This is a genomic window from Delftia sp. WSY_10, assembly GCF_043104705.1.
In the GTDB taxonomy this organism is placed as follows: Bacteria; Pseudomonadota; Gammaproteobacteria; order Burkholderiales; family Burkholderiaceae_C; genus Comamonas; species Comamonas tsuruhatensis.
In genome coordinates this window covers 29,790-52,872 of record NZ_JBICKY010000035.1, presented here as the reverse complement: position 1 = coordinate 52,872, position 23,083 = coordinate 29,790, and the positions used below count along the sequence as shown (strand labels likewise).

21 protein-coding genes are annotated in these 23,083 nt (G+C 61.7%); 15 read left to right on the top strand and 6 right to left on the bottom strand.

All coding sequences use genetic code 11. From position 1 onward, the window contains the following. The 4 genes from ACF8ML_RS15945 to ACF8ML_RS15930 are packed head-to-tail and all read left to right on the top strand — an operon-like array spanning position 1 to position 4,453. A complete protein-coding gene (locus ACF8ML_RS15945) occupies positions 1–2,295 on the top strand; it encodes a xanthine dehydrogenase family protein molybdopterin-binding subunit (protein WP_016451724.1) in 2,295 nt (764 codons plus the stop codon). Further along, positions 2,288–3,184 carry a xanthine dehydrogenase family protein subunit M gene (locus ACF8ML_RS15940; protein WP_016447072.1) on the top strand — a complete coding sequence of 299 codons (897 nt, stop codon included), beginning with the start codon at positions 2,288–2,290 and terminating at the stop codon, positions 3,182–3,184. Before ACF8ML_RS15945 ends, ACF8ML_RS15940 begins: the two co-directional genes overlap by 8 nt. Beyond that, positions 3,181–3,687, top strand: coding sequence for a (2Fe-2S)-binding protein (locus ACF8ML_RS15935; RefSeq protein WP_016447071.1), 507 nt, complete (start codon positions 3,181–3,183; stop codon positions 3,685–3,687). The genes ACF8ML_RS15940 and ACF8ML_RS15935 overlap by 4 nt, the downstream gene beginning before the upstream one ends. Then, entirely contained in the window at positions 3,677–4,453 is a 777-nt protein-coding gene (locus ACF8ML_RS15930; protein WP_392407386.1) for a CoxG family protein, read from the top strand. Before ACF8ML_RS15935 ends, ACF8ML_RS15930 begins: the two co-directional genes overlap by 11 nt. Positions 4,454–4,474: 21 nt before the next feature. Here ACF8ML_RS15930 and ACF8ML_RS15925 read toward each other — a convergent pair whose 3' ends face one another. After that, on the bottom strand, positions 4,475–5,086 hold the full coding sequence (locus tag ACF8ML_RS15925; protein ID WP_046985507.1) for a superoxide dismutase family protein: 612 nt from the start codon (positions 5,084–5,086) through the stop codon (positions 4,475–4,477). 150 nt (positions 5,087–5,236) lie between these two features. Further along, the gene (locus ACF8ML_RS15920; RefSeq protein WP_034348165.1) at positions 5,237–5,860 is read right to left on the bottom strand and encodes a gamma-glutamylcyclotransferase; all 624 of its coding nucleotides are present in this window, start codon (positions 5,858–5,860) and stop codon (positions 5,237–5,239) included. A gap of 238 nt (positions 5,861–6,098) precedes the next feature. On the opposite strand from ACF8ML_RS15920, the gene ACF8ML_RS15915 reads away from it, so the two are divergent. Further along, positions 6,099–6,623 (top strand): OmpA family protein, encoded by a 525-nt coding sequence (locus ACF8ML_RS15915; protein WP_016447067.1) that lies wholly within the window; start codon positions 6,099–6,101, stop codon positions 6,621–6,623. A gap of 96 nt (positions 6,624–6,719) precedes the next feature. On the opposite strand, the gene gloA is transcribed toward ACF8ML_RS15915, so the two are convergent. Beyond that, positions 6,720–7,169, bottom strand: a complete 450-nt coding sequence (gene gloA, locus ACF8ML_RS15910) for a lactoylglutathione lyase (protein ID WP_026062330.1) — start codon at positions 7,167–7,169, stop codon at positions 6,720–6,722. 348 nt (positions 7,170–7,517) lie between these two features. Between gloA and ACF8ML_RS15905 the strand changes: the two genes are divergently transcribed. From ACF8ML_RS15905 to ACF8ML_RS15890, 4 genes are read left to right on the top strand one after another with little or no spacing between them, the layout of a single operon-like run. Further along, complete coding sequence (locus ACF8ML_RS15905; protein ID WP_016447065.1) at positions 7,518–8,174, top strand: response regulator transcription factor; 657 nt, start codon at positions 7,518–7,520, stop codon at positions 8,172–8,174. A gap of 19 nt (positions 8,175–8,193) precedes the next feature. Beyond that, positions 8,194–9,366, top strand: a complete 1,173-nt coding sequence (locus tag ACF8ML_RS15900; protein ID WP_392407385.1) for an EAL domain-containing protein — start codon at positions 8,194–8,196, stop codon at positions 9,364–9,366. A gap of 25 nt (positions 9,367–9,391) precedes the next feature. Further along, entirely contained in the window at positions 9,392–12,325 is a 2,934-nt protein-coding gene (locus ACF8ML_RS15895) for an ATP-binding protein (protein ID WP_392407384.1), read from the top strand. Positions 12,326–12,372: 47 nt separating this feature from the next. Then, a complete protein-coding gene (locus tag ACF8ML_RS15890; RefSeq protein ID WP_016447062.1) occupies positions 12,373–13,065 on the top strand; it encodes a response regulator in 693 nt (230 codons plus the stop codon). 7 nt (positions 13,066–13,072) lie between these two features. Here the strand turns inward: ACF8ML_RS15890 and ACF8ML_RS15885 are convergent, their stop codons facing one another. Next, positions 13,073–13,861, bottom strand: coding sequence for an Hpt domain-containing protein (locus ACF8ML_RS15885; protein WP_392407383.1), 789 nt, complete (start codon positions 13,859–13,861; stop codon positions 13,073–13,075). Positions 13,862–14,129: 268 nt separating this feature from the next. Then, on the bottom strand, positions 14,130–14,405 hold the full coding sequence (locus ACF8ML_RS15880) for an H-NS family nucleoid-associated regulatory protein (protein ID WP_016447060.1): 276 nt from the start codon (positions 14,403–14,405) through the stop codon (positions 14,130–14,132). A 454-nt stretch (positions 14,406–14,859) separates the two neighbouring features. Between ACF8ML_RS15880 and ACF8ML_RS15875 the strand changes: the two genes are divergently transcribed. The 5 genes from ACF8ML_RS15875 (at position 14,860) to ACF8ML_RS15855 (ending at position 21,232) form a co-directional block, all read left to right on the top strand. Further along, on the top strand, positions 14,860–15,147 hold the full coding sequence (locus ACF8ML_RS15875; protein WP_016447059.1) for a hypothetical protein: 288 nt from the start codon (positions 14,860–14,862) through the stop codon (positions 15,145–15,147). 629 nt (positions 15,148–15,776) lie between these two features. Further along, positions 15,777–16,364, top strand: a complete 588-nt coding sequence (locus ACF8ML_RS15870; protein WP_016447058.1) for a (2Fe-2S)-binding protein — start codon at positions 15,777–15,779, stop codon at positions 16,362–16,364. After that, positions 16,361–18,661, top strand: a complete 2,301-nt coding sequence (locus ACF8ML_RS15865; protein ID WP_203400941.1) for a molybdopterin cofactor-binding domain-containing protein — start codon at positions 16,361–16,363, stop codon at positions 18,659–18,661. Before ACF8ML_RS15870 ends, ACF8ML_RS15865 begins: the two co-directional genes overlap by 4 nt. Before the next feature lie 17 nt (positions 18,662–18,678). Continuing rightward, positions 18,679–20,010 (top strand): c-type cytochrome, encoded by a 1,332-nt coding sequence (locus ACF8ML_RS15860; RefSeq protein ID WP_392407381.1) that lies wholly within the window; start codon positions 18,679–18,681, stop codon positions 20,008–20,010. A gap of 109 nt (positions 20,011–20,119) precedes the next feature. Beyond that, on the top strand, positions 20,120–21,232 hold the full coding sequence (locus tag ACF8ML_RS15855; protein WP_374725856.1) for an acyl-CoA dehydrogenase family protein: 1,113 nt from the start codon (positions 20,120–20,122) through the stop codon (positions 21,230–21,232). A gap of 4 nt (positions 21,233–21,236) precedes the next feature. On the opposite strand, the gene ACF8ML_RS15850 is transcribed toward ACF8ML_RS15855, so the two are convergent. After that, positions 21,237–21,851: a TetR/AcrR family transcriptional regulator gene (locus tag ACF8ML_RS15850; RefSeq protein WP_209669100.1), complete on the bottom strand. Its 615-nt coding sequence runs from the start codon at positions 21,849–21,851 to the stop codon at positions 21,237–21,239. Between the two features lie 142 nt (positions 21,852–21,993). Here ACF8ML_RS15850 and ACF8ML_RS15845 point away from each other — a divergent pair, with 142 nt between their 5' ends. Then, on the top strand, positions 21,994–23,049 hold the full coding sequence (locus ACF8ML_RS15845; RefSeq protein ID WP_209801802.1) for a sugar phosphate isomerase/epimerase: 1,056 nt from the start codon (positions 21,994–21,996) through the stop codon (positions 23,047–23,049). Positions 23,050–23,083: the final 34 nt, after the last annotated feature.

Below are 23,083 nucleotides of genomic sequence, written 5' to 3'. Positions count from 1 at the left end.
ATGAATACCTCGAATTCCACGCTGGGCCGCGAGACGGCCCAGGTCACGGCGCTGTCCAAGGTACTAGGTCGTGCCCAGTACGCGGGCGACCTCAAGCTGCCGGGCATGCTGCATGCCAAGCTGTTGCGCAGCCCCTATCCGCATGCGCGCATCGTGCGCATCGACATTGCTGCAGCGCGTGCGCTGCCCGGTGTGAAAGCCGTGCTGACCGGGGCAGATGCACCGCGCACGCCCTGGGGCGTGAGCCACAAGGAGCGGCGCATCCTGGCCGACGGCCTGGTGCGCTTTGCGGGGGAAGAGGTGGCAGCCGTGGCTGCCGCCACAGAAGAGATCGCCCGCGATGCGCTGGACCTGATCGAGGTCGAGTACGAAGAACTGCCCGCCATCCTGTCGCCCGAGGAAGCCCTGGATGAAGAAGCGCCCGGCGTTCATCCGGGCCGGGGCAACATCGCCCACGAGATCCGCTTCGAGCGCGGCGATGCCGATGCCGGATTCGCCGCAGCTGATCTGGTTCACGAAGCCACGTACACCACGCATGCGCAGTACCCGGGCTACCTGGAACCCATGGCCACCCTGGCCTCCATCGACGCCGATGGCCGCCTGTTGGTACAGACCTCCACGCAGTCGGTTTTCCTGGCGCGTGCCCGGCTGGCGGCGGCGCTGGAGCTGCCGGTGTCCGCCATCCGCGTGGTGCAGGCCACCACGGGCGGCGGCTTTGGCGGCAAGATCGTCGAGGACGACAACCAGCTCGTGGCGGGCCTGCTGGCCCTGCGCACCGGGCGGCCCGTGCGCCTGGTCAACAACCGGCTGGAGGACTTCCTGGCCTGCTGCTCCAGCGTCCCCGAGCGCATCACGCTCAAGCTGGGCATGGCGCGTGATGGCCGCATCCTCGCCAAGCAGGTGCACATCGTTGCCGAGTGCGGTGCCTATGCGGGTCTGTCGGCCGAGGTCATGCACGTCAGTGCCATGCGCAGCGACAACATGCACAGGCAGGGCAACGTCCGATCGCACGCCACCCTGGTCTATACCAACAACCCGCCGCACGGCGCGTTCCGCGGCTTTGGCGGTACGCAGATGCTGTTCGCGCTCAACAGCCACATCCACATCATGGCCGAGCAGCTGGGGCTGGATCCGGCCGAAGTCCACAAGCTCAATGCAGTGCAAGCCGGCGACGTGACAGTGCATGGCTGGAAGATCGGCAGCGCCGGCCTCAAGGAGTGCATAGACCAGGCCACCGATGCCATCGACTGGCGCGGCAAGCGCGCCCGCCCCCGCCAGGCCCTTGGCGCCCGCCGCAGGGGCGTGGGCATGGCTGCGGCCATGCATGTCAGCGGCAACCGCACCATGGGCAACTGGGACGGCTCCACCGTGGTGGTGCGCATCCATGAGGATGGCCAGGTGCTTGTGCTCAGTGGCGAGTGCGACATGGGCCAGGGCGCGGCCACCATGCTCAGCCAGATCGTCGCCCATGAACTCACGCTGCCGTTGTCGCAGGTCCGCGTGGCCGCACCCGACACGGACAGCACGCCCTTCGCCATAGGCTCGCTGGCCTCGCGCGTGACCATGGCTGCAGGCAATGCCGCCATAGGTGCCGCGCAGGCGGCCCGCAGCAAGCTGCTGGCCCTGGCCGCCGTCGTGCTGGAGGCGCAGGTCGACGACCTGGAGCTGGCCGATGGTCAGGTGCGCGTGCGCGGCACCGACCGTGCGGCAGGCATGGCCGAGCTCGCTCGCCAGCACATCTGGCGCCATGGCGGCGAGGGCATACAGGTCAGCCACACCTGGGATGCCCAGACGCAGATGCACGACGCCCAGCTGCACGGCAACATCGCGCCGGCCTATTCCTTCGCGGCCCAGGCAGTGGAGGTCGAGGTCGATACGGAAACCGGCCAGGTCCTGGTGCTTGACAGCTATGTGGCCGACGACTGCGGCAAGGCGCTGAACCCCGTCGCCATCCATGGGCAGACCAACGGGGCCACCGTCCAGGCCATGGGCTGGGCCCTTTACGAGCAACTGCACCTGGAAGGCGGGCGCCTGGCCAACGGCAACTTCGCCGACTACACCATGCCAACGGCCGACGCCGTGCCCTTGCTGCGCGGCGGCTTTGTCGAGTCCAACGACCCCAACGGCCCCTATGGCGCCAAAGGGGCCAGCGAAACCGCCATCCTGCCGGGAGCGCCTGCCATCGCCAACGCCGTGTACGACGCCATCGGCGTGCGCATATGCGATCTGCCGATCACGCCCGAAAAAATCCTGGCGGCGCTGCGCGCACGCGCCGAGGAGGGCCGTCATGCATGACTTCGACTTCCTGGAGCCCACCTCGGTGGCGGAGGCCAGCCGGTTGCTGGCCGAACTGGGCGAGGACTGCCGCGTGATCGCCGGCGGCACGGCCTTGATGCTGGGCATGCGCCAGCGCATGCTCGCGCCCACGCACCTGGTCTCGCTGGCTGGCATCGATGCGTTGCGCGGCCTGGACTTCGACCCGGTGCGTGGCCTGCGTATCGGCGCCCTGGTGCGCCATGCCGAACTGGCGGCCTCGCCGCTGGTGTCGCATCACTATCCTGTCCTGGCCGGCATGGCGCAGCGCATGGCCAACCCGCAGGTGCGCAATCAGGGCACGGTGGGTGGCAATCTCTGCTATGCCGACCCCTCCACCGACCCGCCCGGCTGCCTGATGGCATTGGGCGCCCAGATCGTGCTGGCCAGCGCAAGAGGCGAGCGCCTGTTGGACATCGAGGACTTCCTGGTCGACTACTACGCCACGGCGCTGGAAGGCGACGAGATCGTCAGCGAGATCCGCGTGCCGCCCATGGGGCAAGGAGACGACCGGCGCAGCGGTGTGTACACGCGCTTTCTGCGCACAGCGGCCGAACACCGGCCGCTGGCCAGCGTGGCCCTGGTGGCGCACACCGCCGGGGGCATCTGCCGCGACGCGCGTCTCGTCGTGGGCGCCTCTACGCCCATACCCGTGCGCCAGCGGCGCGCCGAGGGCTTTCTTGAAGGCCGTGCCCTCACCTGGGCCTTGGCGGCCGAGGCGGGTGACATCGTCGCGGCCGACATCACACCGGTTTCGGACCTGCGCGGCTCGGCGGATTTCCGCCGAGAAATGGTGCGCGTCAACGTGCGGCGCACCGTGGCCGAACTGTTTGGCCTGGACCTGGCACTGGAACAAGGAGAGCTGGCATGAGCCGACATCGCATCGAATGCACCGTCAACGGCGAGCCCTGCAGCGTGGACGTGCCTGCGCGCCGGCTGCTGTCGGATTTTCTGCGTGATGACCTGCACCTGACGGGCACCAAGCGCGGCTGCGAGACGGGCGTGTGCGGCGCCTGCTCGGTGCTGCTGGATGGCGAAGTGGTGAAGTCCTGCCTGCTGCTGGCCGTGCAGGTCCAGGGCCGCGCGCTCACCACCATCGAAGGCCTGGCCGACCGTATTGCTGGGGGTGCGGGCGCAGACCCGTCACAACGGCTGCACCCGCTGCAGCAAAGCTTCATGCAATGCGGCGGCCTGCAGTGCGGCTACTGCACACCGGGCTTCATCATGGCCGCCTGCGATCTGCTGGGGCGCAACCCCCTTCCCGGCGCGGACGAAGTTCGCCATGGCCTCAACGGCAACCTGTGCCGTTGCACGGGCTACACCCAGATCGTGGAATCGGTCCTTGTGGCCGCGGAGAAAATGCATGGAAATTGAGAAAACCCTGACTGTTTCGGCCTCGCGAGAGCGGGTATGGGCCTTGTTGCTCGATCCCCAGGTCATGGGAGGTGCCGTGCCGGGCATGCAGTCCATCGAAGTGGTCAGCCCCACCGAATACGTGGCGGTGATGCACCAGAAGATCTCCTTCATCAGCGCCAGATTCAAGCTGCGCACACGCATCGTCGAGCAACGCGCTCCCGAGTATCTGCGCGTGGAAGGAACGGGAGAAGACACCTCGGTGGCCAGCTCGCTCAAGCAGTGCAGTGAAATCTTCCTGAGCGCCACGCCGGATGGAGGCACCGAACTGCGCATCAAGATCGACGTGGACCTGCTGGGCCGTCTGGGCGCCTTCGGCCTGAGCGTGATGAAGACCAAGGCCGACCGAATATGGGAGGAGTTCGGTAACAATCTGGCCGCGCGGCTCGAAGGCGGGGGAGGGGAGCCCGCTGCGGGCAAGGCGACCATGCAGGCGCCTGCACCTGTCGCGCCCGCGCCGGCCTCCGAGCCAGCCAGGGAAACGGTGGTGCAAGCCCGGAATTCGCCAGCACCAGCGCCAGCTTCGGAGCTCTCCTCCACGGCCCAAGACCTGCGGGGCCGTGGCTGGTGGGGGCGGCTAATCGGCAGCTTGAGCGGTGAGGGCAGCGCGGGCGCTGCCGACACCATTCATGTCGAGCTGCGCCGTGGCGATACCACGGTCAGCGTCCAATGGCCGGGCGCGCGCGCCGAGCAGTGCGCGGCGTGGCTGCGCGACTGCCTGCGCTGAACGCAGACCCGGCCGAGCACATCATCCGCGCGTGATCACCGCACAGGCTAGGCGCGCCCCCGAATTGCCGGTGGGCTGCGTGGTGTAGTCGTCAGGGTCCTTGTGCACGATCAGGCCGCGGCCCACCACGCTGTTGGGACTCTGATCCAGTGCCAGGCCGCGCGAAACGAAATCTATGCTGGCCATGCCTTGCGCGTCGGACCGCAGGCTGGGCAGATCCCCTGCGTGGTGGACAGCGGAATCGAAGCGGCCATGGGCGTGGCCGGTGGGGTTGAAATGGCCGCCCGCGCTCAGGCCATCAGGGCTGGAGCAATCGCCTTTCTCATGGACATGAAAGCCATGCTCGCTGTTGGGCGCCAGCCCCTGAACCGAGCCCTGAACGCGCACGCTGCCATCGGCCTGGGCAGTGAACTGCAGGCTGCCGCTGACCTTGCTGCCTTGCGTGGGCTGCAGCTGGGCCATGGCCACGTTGCGGGCGGCAGGGGCTGCGGTGACGGCTGCCGGGGTGGACGCCGCGGCTGCGGCAGGAGGCTTGGCCTGGCTGCCGCAGGCCCCAAGGGCCAGCACCATGCCGGTTGCCATCAGCAGCTTCACGGCGGTGGACGGGGTGGATGGGGAAGCGTTCAAACGCATGGTGGCAATCTCCTGGTTGATATCCGTGCTGGAAAAGTTGTGAGGCGCATTGCGCGCAGCCGCCATCTTGCAGCGTGCAATACGGTGGACATGTCGGAGAGGGCAGCGTTGTGCGCCTGCGCGCATCAGCGTATCAATCGCATCAAAGCGTCAGCGCGAGGCTTGCGCACCCGCTTCAGGCTGGCCCGCGTAGCTGAGCAGGCGCTGCAAGGCACGGTCCCGGATGCCGAGGCGCTTGAGCTCATCGAAGGTTGCGCGCGCATAGTCATGCGTGCTGCCATAGATGCCCTTGGCCTCGCTGAAGATGCGGCGATAGTCTTCGGGCGCCAGCTCGCCCGTGTGATTGGGGCTTTGACGGGACAGCGTGAACGCCAGCGCCTGCACCGTGCCCTGGCCGGTGCGGCAGGGCAGCCAGCGGGGGTCATAGACGGCATTGGCCATCTCGCGCTGCCACAGCTTTCTCATGACGTCATGGCCGTGGTGCCGGGGAATGCGGAACACCATGCCCTGGCAACTGCCGCCGGACAGCATGCCAAAGACCAATCCAGGATTCTGGGGCGTGCCGCGGTTGATGGTGCTCCACATCTTCAATGCCCGGTGCCAGCCAAAGACACGGGCCGTGCGGCGTTCGCAGAAATCGAAATCCGGCCGCCAGATCAGCGAGCCGTAGCCAAAGATCCAGAGGTCATCGCTTCCGCCCCATCGGTGCAGCGCCTCGTCCAGCATGGGCTGGGACTCTCGGCGGGCAAATGAGAATTCTGGCAGGGCGGACATGGGCGCTGTGGCGTGAAGGAACAATGACGTTTTAACGCCTGTCGGCCCAAACGGTGCACAAGCGCCTGCGTTGCCCTTGCACGGCCGGTCTTTTGTCTCTGCGGCGCCACAGTTCGTGCCGGGTGGCATCACGGGGCTTGGGCGGTGCGCAGGGCCGTTGGCGGCGGCCCTCTACAATCGGCCGGTTTTTCGCAGTCTTTCTGGTTTCCTTCAACAGTTCATTCACGGAGAGTGCTTCATGTCCTTCAGTCAATCCGACGACGACAGCCAACAACGTTTTGCCCTGGGCTTTTTGTTTGCGCTGATTGCGCTCGTCGTCTCCACGGTCGTGGGTGTCGTGGTCTACCAGCGCGGCATTGCGCATGGTCCTGCAAAGACGACAACCGGCGCCACACCTGTGCCGGCGATGGCGCCTGTGGTCCTGGAGGAAGACGTGGCGCGTGTCGTTGTCGAAAACGGCGTGGTCAAGTTCTACTTCGCATCGGCCAAGGCCGAGCTGGCGGCTGGCGCCAATGAAGCGCTGGCCGATGTGGTGGCTGGTGTGCAGGGCGGCAAGCGCGCCGTGATCTCTGGATACCACGACGCCACCGGCAGCGCCGAACTCAACGCCGAACTGGCCAAGAAGCGCGCCCTGGCAGTCCAGGCTGCCCTGTCGGCACTGGGCGTGGCCGAGGAAAAGGTCGAACTCAAGAAGCCCGAACAACTGCAGGCCGATGGCAGCAATGCCCAGGCCCGCCGGGTGGAAGTGATCCTGGTGGATTGAACCGGATCAGCAGTGCGGCTGGCAGCAGCCGCAGCTTCAAAAACAAAGGCCCGGAGCGATGAACGCTCCGGGCCTTTGTTTTTGGGGCTGCGTGGATCAGGAATTGCGCAGGGGATCGAACTTCTCGCCGCCAGCTGGCTGCACGCCGGCATGGGCGCGTGAGTTCTCCTGTATGAGTTCTATCTTGTAGCCGTCCGGATCCGTCACAAAGGCAATCACCGTGGTGCCGCCCTTGACGGGGCCGGCCTCGCGCGTCACGTTGCCGCCGGACGCCTTGATCTTCTCGCAGGCGGCATAAGCATCAGGCACGCCAATGGCGATATGGCCGTAGGCCGTGCCCATGTCGTAGGACTCCGTACCCCAGTTGTAGGTCAGCTCGATCTCGGCCTGGCCAGGGTTGCCGCCCTCGAAGCCCAGGAAGGCCAGCGAGTACTTGTACTCGGGGTTCTCTGAGGTTCGCAGCAGCTGCATGCCAAGAACCTGTGTGTAGAAATCGATGGAACGCTGGAAATTGCCAACGCGCAGCATGGTGTGAAGGATTCGCATCCACGGATTGTGCCGGGATTTGGCGGTCTCTTCACGCGCTCGGCCATGGGGTGAGGTCGCTTCAGCCCCACCGCGGCATCGGTCGCGGGCTCCTCCCCGGGCGCGTGCATCTCATCCACAGACTCCCGCGTGGTCCGGATGCTTGGCCTGCAACGCATTCAACCACCGATTCAACTATCTGTTGAATTCTAGGAGTGCTGCCTAGGACTGACGCCCGAATTCGCAGCAATTTGGCCAAAAAATCAGACAAATCTTAGATTTTGAAGTGGAAAAATCAGATTAATCCAATTAAATCCTAGTGCGCCACTGCCTAGAATAGGAATGTTCTTCTTGCTAATTTTTTGAGTCATGAAAAATTTCGTCTTGCGGATACTGATTGCCGATGACCATCCGGCGGTTCTGGCAGGCATAGAAAGTGTTTTGGAGGAAAAAAATGAGATAGAGATTGTGGGTCGAGCGAAAAACTCCACGGAAATCATCAATTTTCTCAGGCAGAACGAATGCGATGTGCTGGTGACTGATTATTCAATGCCCGGCGGAACCTATGGCGACGGCCTGGTCATGCTGAATGTCATCCGGCGACGATTTCCCGGCGTCAAGATCGTGATGCTGACAATGATTGAGAATATTGGGATCATCAAGTCGCTTGCCAATCAGGGGATCTACAGGATAGTCCATAAAACAGATTCTTTGGGGAGCCTGGTGCCGGCGATCTATGCGGCATACACAGATGGTCAATTCATTTCGCCGAGCGCAAGCAAACTGCTTGGCGGCGAATGGCTCGGGGCGGTACGAACATCGATAGAACTGTCAAAGCGTGAAGAGGAAGTTCTGCTGCTTTTCATTTCTGGCATGACAGTGTCTGAAATAGCGAAAAAACTCTATCGCAGCATCAAGACGGTCAGTACGCACAAGGTGGCGGTCATGAATAAACTGGGCATCCGCAAGGACATTGACCTCATTCGCTATGGAATAGAGATGGGATGGATTGATGCCAGAAAATAGTCCCGGTCATGGCAAAAGAATGATCGTTGCCACAAACGATCCGATGGCCCCATATTGGATACAGCAATGTTGCAAACAGCAAGGAATTTTTCACGGCATTCAATGGATCAGCAATACGGGTGAGCTTCTGGCGGAACTGAAGAAATCCAATGCGGATGCGGCCTTTGTGGATATGGATTTCATCGGCGAAAAGCTGATGAGGTTCCTCAATGATCTGGCAGTGTGTGAAGTGGATGTCCCCATCATCCTTGTCAGCAGCTGCGAACCAAGAATATTCCATGCGGTCGCTGACTATGCCCGGAGCCTGGCACTCAACATCGTCTGTGCAATATCTCGCTCCAGAATGGCAAGAGAGGTGCCGGTCAACGGGGATTTCCTGCTGCGTATCCTGGGGCGGAGCAAGACGGAGGGCCAGCCCAGGACGATCTTGCCGATTCCGAGAGCAAGGTTGACGAACGCTTTGCACAGCGGCGAAATCGTTGCCCATTTTCAACCCTTGCATCATGCAGGCTCGGGCAGGATCATCGGGGCGGAAGCCTTGGCCCGGTGGCCTATTTCGGCCACGGAACTGTTGCCACCTGCTGCGTTCATGAAGGCCATCGGAGACCATGGATTGATGCATGAGCTCACTCTCCAAATGCTCCTGCAGTCCATCTCTTTCATCAAATCGGCAGCACCTTCAGGGCAGTTCATCTGCAGCATCAATGTATCCGCCTCCCTGGCGGCATCCTGGGAGTGGATGGATTCGGCATTGCGCGTGATCAGGGATGCAGGGGTCTCCCCTGAAAATATCGGTTTTGAGGTGACGGAAGATGGGGCGGATGATCTCGACAAGTCCCTGGGCGGTGTCATTGCGAATTTACGAATGAGCGGCTTTCAGTGCGCAATGGATGACTTTGGCGTGGGCGGCTCGACCCTAGGGCGCCTGCTTAGCGTTCCTTTCAACCAGATCAAGATTGACAAGGCTTTGCTGCATGCTGCAAGAAACCAGGCCCATGCAAAGAGAGTGCTAAGCAAAGCGGTGTCGCTTGCGAAAGATGTTCGGGCACAGGTGGTTGTTGAGGGAGTGGAGGACGTTGATGATCTGGGAATGATCAGGAGGATGGATGCCGATGTCGCCCAGGGATTCTTGTATTCCAGAGCACTTTCCTGCAAAGATTTTATCGACTACATGAGGCGATCATTGGCCTGAGCAATGGCTGTATATCGATGTCCAGATGGAAATCCATAAAAAAGAAATTGCAGAAAAGGAAGATCTTCTGCTTCTGGCTAGATATAACAAGAGACTGCTTTTTGGTGGGGGGCTGATCTTTTCTTTCCTTGTGATCATTGTCGCGTTATTTGCGGCATCGTTCGAGTTCAATGATTTCATGGAGGAAAGAAGGTCAATTTTTCAGAACAAGAGAACTAGAATTCTGGTGGAGATAGAAACAAAGCAGGTCATCATGATGCGTGGAATAATCGCATCAGAATTGCTTTGGGGGCAAGCGCATATATCGCAACCGGCGGGAGTTGGCAGGCCGGGCGCTATGATCACGGGTGTGAGTCCGGTGGTTTTGCTCGAGGATAAGGGCGACAAGCCTGCATGCAGGCGATACAGGGATATGCTGGAGGAGCTTGCATACCTGGCAAACTCGAGTTTTCTTCAGGATGGAAGAGCCATATCTGTATATGCCTTCAGTCCGGATGGCGGGTTCATCGGTGCTCTCCTGCCTCAGATTCCAGATGAGCCTGAGCGGGAACGGATGCTCTTGGAGCTTCAGCAACAGATTGCCGGGCTGCCGAAAGACAAAGGCGTTCCACTTCATTCCGGACAAGTGCGCCACCCCATTTGGCTTCCCCCGACCAAAAGTATTCTGACGGGTGAAATGTCGTTCCAGGTTGTTGTTTCTGCATTCCATAGGGGTAAGCCATTTCTCACCGTGGTGAGTGACATGCCTACCCAGCATATTGAGAATCTGATGCAGCAAGGTGAGGATAGAAGTTCCTTTCTGATCATGGACTCCCAGGGAAGCGTTGCCCTGGGTGTTGAACCAGAGGGCTACAGCAAAGCGGATTTCTTTAATATTGAATCATCGAAATTCCAAGGCAACCTGGTGAGTCGCTATCTTCTGTTCAAGTATGGTGCTGTATACAAGGATGGTTTTTTTCATTACTACTCGAGGATATCGAATACAAATATGGTTCTGCTCCACGTGTTTTCGTGGAAGGATGCGGTTTTTCTAAAGGGAAAATCGTTCGTATATTTGATTCTTTCGTTGATATTCATTGTCTTGTTCTGGTGCTTTTTGATATATTTCTACGAAAAGGTATTTATTCCAATCTATGAAAAGGCAAAGAATGTTTTCGATACCGAGCAGCTGAGTCGAACCATCATTGCCATGGCTCCTTACGGATTGGGTCTTCTTGATTTCAAGGAGAAAAAGATGCTGTTGGAGAACAGCATGATGTTCAAATACAAGGAGAGTGCAGTACTGCGTGGCCCGGTCCCTGGCGAGCTATTGATCGGTTATTTCCACAGAGTTTATGTGGAGAAATATCTTGGTGGCGGGAAAAGTGACTATGTGCCCGTGTCCAGCGAGGTGGTGATTTCCAACGATGGAACCATTGCAGAGCTGTCCATGATCATGGTGAAGGCAAAATACCAAGGTCGGAACGTGCTGTTGTGCGGGTTTGCCGATATCACGGCTCACAAGCAGGTCCAAAGAAGCCTGGAGGATGCAAAGAAGGCTGCGGAAGAGGCAAACCATGAAAAATCATCTTTTCTCGCCGTAATGAGCCACGAGATACGCACTCCACTCAATGCGATACTGGGGAATCTGGAAATACTGGGAAGAAGCATTCTGTCCATGGAGCAGAAAACACGGCTGGACATCATTTCGAATTCCTCACATTCTCTTTTGTCTCTGTTGAATGATGTCCTCGATTTCTCGAAGGTCGAGTCTGGTCAGATGAGTGTCGAGATGGCCGGATTCGATCTCAAGTCCGTGATCAGGCAGGTGGCGTCCATCTATAAACCCTTGGTGACAGAGGCAAAAATTGAATTTTCCCTGACCATCGATGATTCGCTGAAGTCTGGATATCTTGGCGATGCTGAGCGCATCAAGCAAATACTCAACAATCTTCTCAGCAATGCCTTGAAGTTCACCAAGAGTGGAAAAATAGAGGTATATGCATCCGACAGATCCGGCGAGCTGAACATCAAGGTATCCGATACTGGAATAGGTATTCATCATTCGCAGCATGCGTTCATCTTCGATGCGTTCAAGCAGGCCGGCTCGGAAATCGCCACGAAGTTTGGAGGAACCGGACTTGGGCTGACGCTGTGCCAGCGGATGGCCCACCTCATGGGAGGGGAGATCCGGTTTTCAAGTGTCCTTGGAAAAGGCAGCATTTTCGAGCTGGTGCTGCCCGCATACCATGCGCAGCCCGCATCATCCGCTGTCGCTTGGGAGGATGGCGATGTCCTGCTTTCGGAGGACGAGCGAGAGGATTTCTCGGCAAGGATTCTGGTGGTGGATGACCACCCTGTTAACAGAATGCTGTTGCTGGATCAGCTGAGGATCATTGGGTATGAGGCCGATTCTGCAGAAGGAGGGGAATCTGCCTTGAGCATGCTGGCACAGCTGGCCTATGACCTGGTTCTAACCGACCTGCAGATGCCCGGCATGAACGGTTATGTGCTTGCACAGCACATCCGTAAGAATTACCCCGGGATTAGAGTGGGGGCAATAACGGCAAACGCAGGCAAGCATGAAAGGGATAAATGTGCCAAATTCGGCATATCTGACATCATCGTCAAACCAGCCTCCCTGAAAAGCATCAAGGAATTCATTGATAGAAATATCGGCAAGTCCGGGGTTTGCCAAGTGGATGCATTGCCGGCAAGAACAAGCAAGATTTCTGGCTACCGTGACATTCTTGTCTCAACAACACAAGCATCCTTGATCTCCTTGAAGAAATCCTTGGAAAAAAGAGATCTCGTGGCTGTGCATAGGGAAATTCATGCCATGAAGGGGGCATTTGCAGTGGCAGGGTTCAATGACATAGTCCAGGCGCTTGATAGGATTTCTTCTCTTGTCAATGCGCGAGATTTTCGAGCGGTCGATGGGGAGCTCGTGAATTTCATGGACGTTCTGAAAGATTTGTGAGAAAGGTTGAAAGCCGGCTGGTGTCAGGTTATTAATATTTACGCGCCATGGACTATAAAAAATACCTGAAAATATCCGTATTGTTGGCGGACGATCATCCTGGGATAATATCAGGTGTCAGGCATGAATTGTCTGGTGAGTCAGAAATTGCATTGAATGGGAGTGTTTCAAATTCAACCGATCTGATTAAAAAACTGGAAGAGGGAGGTTTTGATGTGCTTGTATCCGATTACTCCATGCCGACCGGGCAATATGGAGATGGACTGCATCTATTCGGATATATATCGAGAAGATTCCCAAAATTGGGTCTGGTGGTCCTGACCATGCTGGATAACTCGGCAATACTGCAGGCTCTGGGTCGTGTCTCGAACATCAGTATTGTCAGCAAGGCCGATCCGGTGCTGCATCTTGTTCCCGCGATCCACGCGGCATTCACTGGCGGAGTTTATTTTTCGCCAGCCATCGCCGAGCGGCTGGAAAGAGGTGGTGCAGGCGGGTTGGGCGGAGTGCAGGGGGAGAGAAGAGTACCTGCTGAGCTGAGCCCCAAGGAGTCCGAGGTAGTCCGGTTGTACGCTGCTGGCCTGCGCATTGATGAAATTGCAGCCAAGCTCAACAGGAGCAAGAAGACCATCAGCACGCAAAAAGTCAAGGCCATGCAAAAGCTCGGCATAGAGCGAGACATAGACCTTATGAAATATGCCTTGGAATGTGGGTGGGTGACATCATCGAGATCTCAATGATGCATGTTCATTCCACCTTCAGTGCCTGTATGTCCTGGATGACTGCTTCAAGCTGGAGCTCCAGCAGCGAGAGCGAATGTCTGTGATATGCCAGCCCATCATGGCCCATGCGGCTTTCCAGGTCGGCACACCGTATTGACAACTCGACCAGATCAAAGAATCTCAGTGAGCCAGACAGGTTGTGAAGCTCTCTTTGCACATCTTTGCAGTTTGGGCTGGATTTGATGGTTGCCAGAGAAGAGCGCGCAGATTCCAGGAAGGCATTTCTGATGGGTGGCGCAATTTTCTCGAAATGGACGACTTCGTCAGTCGGCAGGAGGCTGTCGGGGTTGGCATGCGTTGAATGGATCGCCATCGTCAGCGCATCAAAAATCCCCTGCGGTGAATGCCAGGATACCGCGATGATGCGGGCATTGATCACTCTGGGCTGCATGGGATGGCTGGCTTCACATTCGATGATGCGTGCCGCTCCTGCCACCAGGCGGTTTTCGTCCTTGGCATTCCATAAAGTCTTCGGCCCGCACAGCACGACAACGTGGAACTTCTGTAGCCGATCCTGGCGAATCGCGGTGGGATGGCGGCATGCCGTGGTCACCAAACCCCACTCCTTGAGCAAAGGGAGCAGATGGGCGTGCTGATCGTCGCATGACGAGATGAACAGAATCTGCTGTCCTGAAAATGGCAGATGGGGCCGCAAGAGTGCATCTGCGACAGGTGTCGTTCCAAAGGCGGTCGGTAGCTTGTCAGGACGGCGTGCGGTGGGGGCACTGTCCAGGGCGGAGATCTGTTTTGTCATGGAAGGCCGAACGTCGGGGGCCGGTCTCTACAGCGAGAAATTTCAAGATGCAGATCAGGCCGACTGATTGAACCACGGCATCCATCCACAGTGCATGTCTAAGGGCATGTGCGCGTGCTTGCCGCGATTGCACGGGGCCAGGCCTGGGCAATGCCGCCCTGCAGAAGTGCAGGCACGCCAATTCAGGTGCACGTTCCAGGTGGGGCCAGAATGAAAAAAGCCTGCAAGTGACTGCAGGCTGTTTTCATGGAGGCGTTTATCCAGGGCTTCAGATGGCGAACTGGGCGCGATCCTTGTCCTTGATCCAGGCGGGCGGCTTGCCGCGTCCGGTCCAGGTGTCACCTGTCTCTGGATTGCGGAACTTGGGGGCCACGGTGGAGGAGGCGCGGCGTGCCGTGAAAATGTCGTCGGCTGTCAGGCCGTAATCCTGAACCAGACCGCGAATCTTGGCGATCACATCACTGACTTCTTGCTTGCGTGCTGTCTGGATCTGGGCCTCAAGTGCTTCGCGCTGCGCCAGAAGTTCTTTGTATGTGTTGCTCACGGTAGTTTGCCTTTCATGGATTGAAGCGCGAATATTAACTGTTTTTTAAGAACCGGTTTGCATGCTTTCGATTATTTCCCCCTATGACCACCATTGCCCGTCCCGAATGCGTTCAAACTGCCAGGTAAACCTTGGGTAAAGAGCCGTTGCGCAGTATGGCGCTGTATGTTCTGCGGGTTTTCAAAATCCTGTGCACCCTCGCTTTCGGGCTGGGCGGAACTGGATAAGCCGTGACTCCGGGTTCTTGGCCGGCGGTGCTGGTATTGAGCGATGCAAGGGCCGCGATTTACCCAAACTCCGGTGCGGATTCGGAATCCTTCAAGTCCAGTCTGTACGCTGCTTGCCAGATGAGATGCGAACAAATCAGAGGGTGTGGCCGTCCCGTCGACGTGCCTTGTGCAAGCGTCTGGATTTTTCTGTGCAATGCTGTTTATTTGTACAGTATGATGCAGTCATGAGCATCGATCAGATCGCCTTCGCACTCCCCGCAGCCCTTGCCGTCTGGCTGTCCCAATCCCGTTCCGCCGCGCTTCGGCGATGGGCCTGCCTCTTCGGCCTGGGGGGCATGCCGTATTGGATTTACAGCGCGCTGTCTGCCGGGCGCTGGGGCATGTTGGCCTTGGCCTGCGTGTTTGCGCTGGGGTGGCTTTGGGGGCTGTGGGTGCATTGGCTGACTCCCCGGCGGCGTGTGGCCATGGATTCGGGCCTTGGCACGATCCAGATCACACCGGGCACCCGCTGATGCTTGGGGTGGCAGCCAGCAGCCTTGCGTGGTGCCGATCCTGCAGACGAGCAGGTGTTTTGCAGGCGCTGCGCATGATGCATTCGTGAATTTCAAGCGTTCTCACTGGAATTTGATGCAGGTAAAAGCCGAGTGTTTTGCTGGGTTGGTGTGATTTTCGAGCCGACGCGTTGAACGCCTGGACGGGCTGCGATCTCTATGCCCGGCCGTGCATGGCTGAAAGATCCGGACGGGAATTGCTGCAGCGTGTCCTGCCCTCCTGTGCACTGCGGTGGTGCACTCCTTTTCGCTCTTGGTGCAGGCTCACTGATCAGCCTGCTGCGCTGTGCTTTAGTGGATATTTCCGATGGATGAGTTTGGTCTTGTGCATAAAAAGCCACGGAAATCTGCAGTCTGTGCGGGTGCCGGGATGGCGGCACGCTGGCAGCGGCGAGCAAGTGCGAGGCATAGAATCGTTTGCATACAACAGGCAGCCAGCCATCCGACTTGCCTCTAAAAACCACGTGAAATAGCCCACCCCGCCGGCGGTGGGCTTTCTTTTTCGGGCCCTGCTGCGGCGTGCCTGACGCCTGATTTTTCAGTGCGCACCTATGGTTTGCACCTGTTGTCAACCACAAGGTTTGCATACGATGAAATTCACTCTCAACCAACAAGAGGTCGAGATCCAGGGCGTCAGCCCGGAGACGCCGCTGCTTTATGTGCTGCGCAACGACATGCAGCTCAACGGTCCCAAGTTCGGCTGCGGCCTGGGCGAATGCGGCGCATGCGCCGTGCTGATCGACGGCAAGGTGGCCCGCTCCTGCTCCGTTCCCGTGAGCGTGGTCCAGGGCATGAAGGTCACGACGCTGGAAGGCCTGTCCCAGGATGCGACCCAGGCCGAGCACGCCCGCGTGGCGCGTGACTGGGAAGCTGCCCATCCGGCCGCCGTGCCGGGAATGCCTGCCGGCAAGCCGTCGGCTGACACGCATGGCAAGACCGTCCACACACTGCACCCCGTGCAGCAGGCGTTCATCGACGAGCAGGCCGCCCAGTGCGGCTACTGCACCAACGGCATGGTCATGGCCCTGGTGGCCTTGTTCGACCACAAGCCCACGGCCACCGACGAGGAAGTCACCCAGGCCCTGTCCGGCCACCTGTGCCGCTGCGGCACGCATGTGGAAATCATGCGTGCGGCTGCACGCGCCCGCGTGCTGATCGCCCAGGGAGGTGCAGCATGAGTGCATCCAACCCCCTTCAACTGACGCGCCGCAACCTGCTCAAGCTGGGCGGCATGGTCATGGTCAGCTCGGTGGCGGCCGCTGGCCTGGTGGCTGAAAGCACGGGTACGGCGCCCGCCGTGGCCGGCGCCTTCCCCATTCCCCCCATCGACCGGGTGAGCAGCTTCATCGCCATTGGCGCGGACGGCAGCGTCACGGCCTACCACGGCCACGTAGACCTGGGCACGGGCATCCGTACCTCGCTGGCGCAGCTGGTGGCCGATGAGCTCGATGTGGAGTTCGAGCGCATCACCATGGTGCTGGGCCACACGGGCCGCACGCCCAACCAGGGCCCGACCATTGCCAGCAACACCATCCAGGTGGATGCCATCCCCATGCGCAAGGCCGCCGCGCAGGTGCGCCAGCTGCTGCTGGGCCTGGCTGCCGAGAAGCTGCAGCAGCCCGTGTCTGCACTCACCACGTCCAAGGGCGCGGTGGTGGCCAAGGGCGGCCGGCGCATCGGCTACGGCGAACTGGCCCAGGGCCAGGACCTGAACATTGCGCTGGACAAGGAAGTGCCGCTGCGCACCGGCGGCTTCAACTACATCGGCAAGTCCGTGCAGCGCGTGGACATTCCGGCCAAGGTGCTGGGCGCGCTGGCCTATGTGCACGATGTGCGCGTGCCGGGCATGCTGCACGGCCGCGTGGTGCGCCCGCCCTATGGCGGTGCCGATGCGTCGGCGCCGCTGGGCAGCAGCCTGATTTCGGTGAACGAACAGTCCGTCGCTCATCTGCCGGGCATCGTCAAGGTGGTGGTGCAGGGCGATTTCGTGGGCATCGTGGCCGAGCGCGAAGAGCAGGCCATTGCCGCCATGCGCCAGCTGGAGGTGAAGTGGAAGGACTGGGCCGGCGTGCCCGACCTGTCGCTGAACGCCATGCACGACACCCTGGTCAAGCACGAGAAGACCGACCGCATGCTGCGCGAGGACGCGGGCATTGACGAGGCCTTCTCGGGCGCCAAGAAGGTGATCGAGGCCGACTACGTCTGGCCTTACCACCTGCATGCCTCCATCGGCCCGTCCTGCGCCGTGGCCGAGGTGTCCGCCAGCCAGATCCAGGTCTGGACCGGATCGCAGAACCCGCACGACGTGCGCAAGGACATCGCCACGCTGACCGGCATGGCGGCCGACCAGATCAATGTGACGCGCCTGGAAGCCTCGGGCTGCTACGGCCGCAATTGCGCGGACGACGTGGCATCCGACGCCGTGCTGCTGTCGCAGGCCGTGGGCCGCCCGGTGCGCGTGCAGCTGATGCGCGAGCAGGAAGCCGCCTGGGAGCCCAAGGGCACGGGCCAATTGATCCGCGTGCGCGGCGGCCTGGACGAGAACCATGCCGTGCTGGGCTATGAGCTCAAGACCTGCTACCCGTCCAACGACGCGGCGGCCCTGGCCCTGATCCTGACGGGCAAGGTGCCCAACAAGCCCAAGGTGCTGCAGATGGGCGACCGTACGGCCATCCCGCAGTACGAGTACCCCAAGATGCGCGTGGTCTCGCAGGATGCGGCGCCCATCGTGCGCGCGTCGTGGATGCGCGGCGTCTCGGCCCTGCCCAACGTCTTTGCCCATGAGTGCTGGATCGACGAATGCGCCTACCTGGCCGGCGAAGACCCGCTGGCCTACCGCCTGCGCTACCTGAAGGACCCGCGCGCCGTGGCGCTGACGCACGCCGCCCGCAAGCAGGCCGGCTGGCAGGACGGCCCGGCCCACCGCAACCCCGCGCCGGCCGACCAGCGCCTGGTCAAGGGCCGCGGCTTTGCCTACGCCCGCTACTACCACAGCAAGTTCCCCGGCTACGGCGCGGCCTGGGCCACCTGGATCTGCGACGTGACCGTGGACCGCGAGACCGGCGTGATCAAGGTGGACAAGGTCTTCGTGGCCCATGACTGCGGCGAGATGGTCAACCCGGCCGGCGTGCGCCACCAGGTGCACGGCAACATCATCCAGTCCACCAGCCGCGTGCTCAAGGAGTACGTGACCTTCGACAGCAAGGGCGTGACCTCGCTGGACTGGGGCGGCTACCCCATCCTGCGCTTTGACGAGCTGCCCGAGATCGACGTGCAACTGGTCGAGCGCCCCGGCGAAGACCCCATGGGCGCGGGCGAATCGGCCTCCGTGCCCAGCGCCGCCGCTGTCTCCAACGCCGTGTTCGACGCCACCGGCGTGCGCCTGCGCGAAGTGCCGTTCACCCCGGCACGCGTGCTGGCCGCACTCAAGGCAAAGGCTGCCGATGCAGCCCCGGCCGACAAGGCACAGAACTGAGAGCGGAGGACCGGAACATGCACACACTCAAGAAAATCACCCTCGGCGTGGTCGGCCTGGCCGCCGTGGCCGGCGCCGCCTTCTGGCTGGCCACGGGCCGCAGCGAAATCGCGCCCCTGCAGCAGATCCCGGTGCAGGAATTCAGCCAGCAGCAGATCGACCAGGGGCGCCGCCTGGCGCACATGGGCGACTGCGCTGTCTGCCACACGGCACCGGGCGGCCAGCGCAACGCAGGCGGCCTGGCCATGCCCAGCCCTTTCGGCACCATCTACTCGACCAACATCACGCCCGATGCCGAAACCGGCATCGGCCGCTGGTCGTACGAGGCCTTCGAGCGCGCCATGCGCCATGGTGTGGACCGCGAGGGCAACTACCTGTACCCCGCCTTCCCGTACACGGCATTCACCCGCGTGACCGACGAGGACATGAAGGCGCTGTACGCCTTCCTGATGACCGAGCCGGCTGTCTCCAACGAGGCGCCCAAGACCGCGCTGAACTTCCCGTTCAACGTGCGCCGTGGGCTGGCCCTGTGGAATGCGCTGTACCTGGAGCCGGGCGAGCAGCCCGCGCCCGCCAACCAGTCGGGCGAGTGGATTCGCGGCGCCTACCTGGTCGAAGGCCTGGGCCACTGCGCGGCCTGCCACTCGCCGCGCAACCAGTTCGGCGCCGAGAAAAAGGGTGCCGACCACCTGGCCGGCGCCTTCATCGACGGCTGGGATGCGCCCGCGCTCAACGACAAGGCCGTGGCTCCGCTGCCCTGGACGCGAGAAGACCTGGTCCGCTACATGCAGACCGGCTTCTCGGAGCGCCACGGCGTGGCCGCCGGCCCCATGGCGCCCGTGATCGAAGGCCTGTCCCACCAGACGGCCGAGGACATCAACGCCATGGCCACCTACCTGATGTCGTACCGCAAGCCTGTGGCCGATGCCGCTGGCACGGGTGACGCCGAGGCGCTGGTGAAGGAAAAGACCGAGGTTGCCAAGCTGCCGGTCGACGCCCAGGGCTACCGCCTGTACCAGGGCGCCTGCATGGCCTGCCACCGTGCCGATCCCAGCGGCGTGCTGGCCGGCAGCAGCTTCGGGGTGCGTCCCCAGCTGTCGCTGAACACCAACCTGTACAGCGACTCGCCGACCAACGCCATCCATGTGGTGCTCAACGGCATCACGCAACCGGCGCGCCCGCAGCTGGGTACCATGCCCGCCTTCCGCCACAACCTCAGCGACGATCAGATCGCCACGCTGCTCAACACCATGCGCAGCCAGTACGGCCTGCAGCCATGGTCCGGCCTGAGCGACAAGGTCAAGGCCCTGCGCGAGGAAACACGCCCCGGCAAGGTGGCGGCGCACTGAGCTTGCGCCGCGTCATCTGCGCAGCCTGTGTGCTGCGCTAGGATGGCAAGGGACCGCTGTTCCCACAGCGGTCCCTTTTTTTATGGTGACCCGCAAGATGACAAGCCCCATGCCCGATCCCATGCCTGAGCCCATGCCCAATTTCCCCCTGCTGACCGACGCCAACCGCCAATGGCTGGATGCACGTGCCCAGGCGCTGGATGCCGGCAACGGCGAGGCCACGGCCGCCGTCGTGCCCTATCTGGCCGAAGCCGGGCTGCTGGGCCACGGCTTGGCCGATGCCTTGGGCGGGCAGGGCGGCAGCGCCGGCGATGCCATCGAGGCGATTGCCCAGGTGGCCACGCACTCCATGTCCGCCGCCTTTGCCTTCTGGGGCCAGCGCGTGCTGATCGAGATGCTGGCGAACACCGGCAATGCGGCCCTGCGCGAGCGCTGGCTGCCCGCGCTGCTGGCGGGCGAGGCGGCCGGTGCCTCGGGGCTGTCCAACATCATGAAATTCCTCAGCGGGCTGGAGGCACTCAACATCCGCGCCACGGCCCGGGAAGGGGGCGGCTGGCTGCTCAACGGCAGCGTGCCCTGGTGCACCAACCTGCGCGGGCCGCGCTTTCTGGCCGCGATTGCCGTGGCGCGTGACGACGGCGCGCCGCCCATGATCGTGGCCCTGCCGTCCGACCGGCCGGGCCTGGAGCGCTCGCCGGATCTGGAGTTGATTGCCCTGCGCGGCACCAACACCGCCGCCTTGCAACTCAAGGACGTGGCCATCACCGAAGACGATCTGCTGGCCGAGCGCGCCGGCGGATTCCTGCCGCGTGTGCGGCCGGCCTTCCTGGGCATGCAATGCGGCCTGTCCATCGGCCTGGCGCGCGCGGCCTGTGCGCAGGCCGCCTCGCGCATGGGGCAGGGCGGGCATGTGCTGCAGCAGCCGCTGGACGATACCCGCAGCCATCTGGAGCAGGCGGTGGCGGCACTCAAGGCCGGTGTAGAGGCCGGCGATTTCGTGGAGGCGCCCGAGCGGCTTTTCGCGCTGCGCCTGGCCCTGCACGACTGCGTGCAGCAGGCCATGCAGCTGGAGCTGCAGACGGCCGGTGGCCGCGCCTACAGCCTGGATGCGGACGATGGCTTTGCCCGCCGCTGGCGTGAATCGGCCTTCATCCCCATCGTCACGCCCAGCGTGATCCAGTTGCGCGCCGAGCTGCAAAAACTGCAAAAGCTCGGCGCCTGACGGTTCATTCCGCCTTGCCTGCGGACGTCAGCGCCGTGTCCAGCAGCAGCAAGGCGGTTTGCACTGCAGCCAGCAGCCGCTGGCGCGGCACGCCATCGCGGGCTTGCACGGAGATGCCGTGCAGTTGCGTGGCATAGAAATCCCCCAGCGCCTGCACATCGGTGCCGGCGCGCAACTCGCCTTCATCCAGCGCGCGCTGAAGGCGGTCGATCAGGGACTGCGTGCGCTGGCGACGGTGTTCGGCCAGCCAGGCGGCGACTGCCTCGTTTTCCTCGGCGCAATTGGTGGCGGCGGTGACCACCATGCAGCCCAGCGGATGGGCATCGTCCGTATAGGTGGCCACGGCATCGCGCAGCACGCGGGCCAGGGCGTCGCGCACGCGCGGCTCCTGGGCCATGGCGCGGTCGGCAAAGCCGCCATCACCGGCCTCGTAGCGCTGCACGGCCTCGCGGAACAGGTCCTGCTTGCTGCCGAAGGCCGCATAGATGCGCGCTGACGCAATGCCCAGCGCCTGCACCAGGTCGGCCATGGACGTGCCCTCGTAGCCTCGCCGCCAGAACGCCAGCATGGCGCGCTCCAGCGCCTGGTCTCGGTCAAATTCCCTGGGTCTTCCGGCCATCTTCCTCATCCTTCTCAACAGTCAGGGCGGCATCTTAGCGGCGCCGTGATGCTGTCTTGCATCGGCTTCGCAAAAGCAGCCGTGTTGGCGTGATACTATTCTTTGTCGATTAACAAACAATAGCTCAACGCAAGGAAATCACATGCAGACCATCAAGGGCCCCAGCCTTCATCTGGCGCAATTCGCCGACAACAAGGCACCGTTCAATTCCCTGGAAGACATCGCACGCTGGGCAGCCGGCGTGGGCTTCAAGGGCCTGCAGATTCCCGCCTGGGACCAGCGCCTGTTCGACGTGGCCACGGCCGCCAGCAGCCAGACCTATTGCGACGATGTCAACGGCATGCTGGCCTCGCACGGCCTGGTGGCCAGCGAGCTGACCACGCACATCTTTGGCCAGCTCGTGGCCGTGCACCCGGCCTACGACGCCATGTGCGACAGCTTTGCGCCCGAGGCGCTGCGCGGCAATCCGGCCGCACGCACGGCCTGGGCGCTGGAGCAGCTCAAGCTGTCGGCCGTCGCATCGCGCCGCATGGGGCTGAGCGACATGGGCACGTTCTCGGGCTCGTTCGCCTGGCCCTATCTGTTCCCGTTCCCGCAGCGCCCGGCCGGCCTGATCGAAACCGCCTTCGAGGAGTTGGCGCGCCGCTGGCGCCCCATCCTCGACGCCTGCGACGAGCAGGGCGTGAACCTGTGCTACGAAATCCACCCCAGCGAAGACCTGCACGACGGCACCAGCTTCGAGCGCTTCCATGAACTGGTGGGCCAGCACGCGCGCTGCAAGATCCTGTTCGATCCCAGCCATTTCGTGCTGCAGCAGCTCAACTACCTCGACTACATCGACATCTACCGCGAGCACATCCGCATGTTCCATGTGAAGGATGCGGAGTTCCTGCCCAGCGGGCGCCAGGGCATCTACGGCGGCTATTCCTCGTGGCTGGAGCGGGCAGGGCGCTTCCGTTCGCTGGGTGACGGGCAGGTGGACTTCAAGGCCATCTTCTCCAAGTTCGCCCAGTACGACTACCAGGGCTGGGCCTCGCTGGAATGGGAGTGCTGCCTCAAGGACCAGGAAGACGGGGCACGCGAGGGCGTGGACTTCATCAACCGCCACATCATCCGCGTCACCGACAAGATCTTTGACGACTTCGCCGGCGCCCCCGTGGACCAGCGCCAGATCAACGCCATGCTCGGTATCGCCTGAGCAAGCCCGCAGCCAAAGAACCTCAAAAAGAATC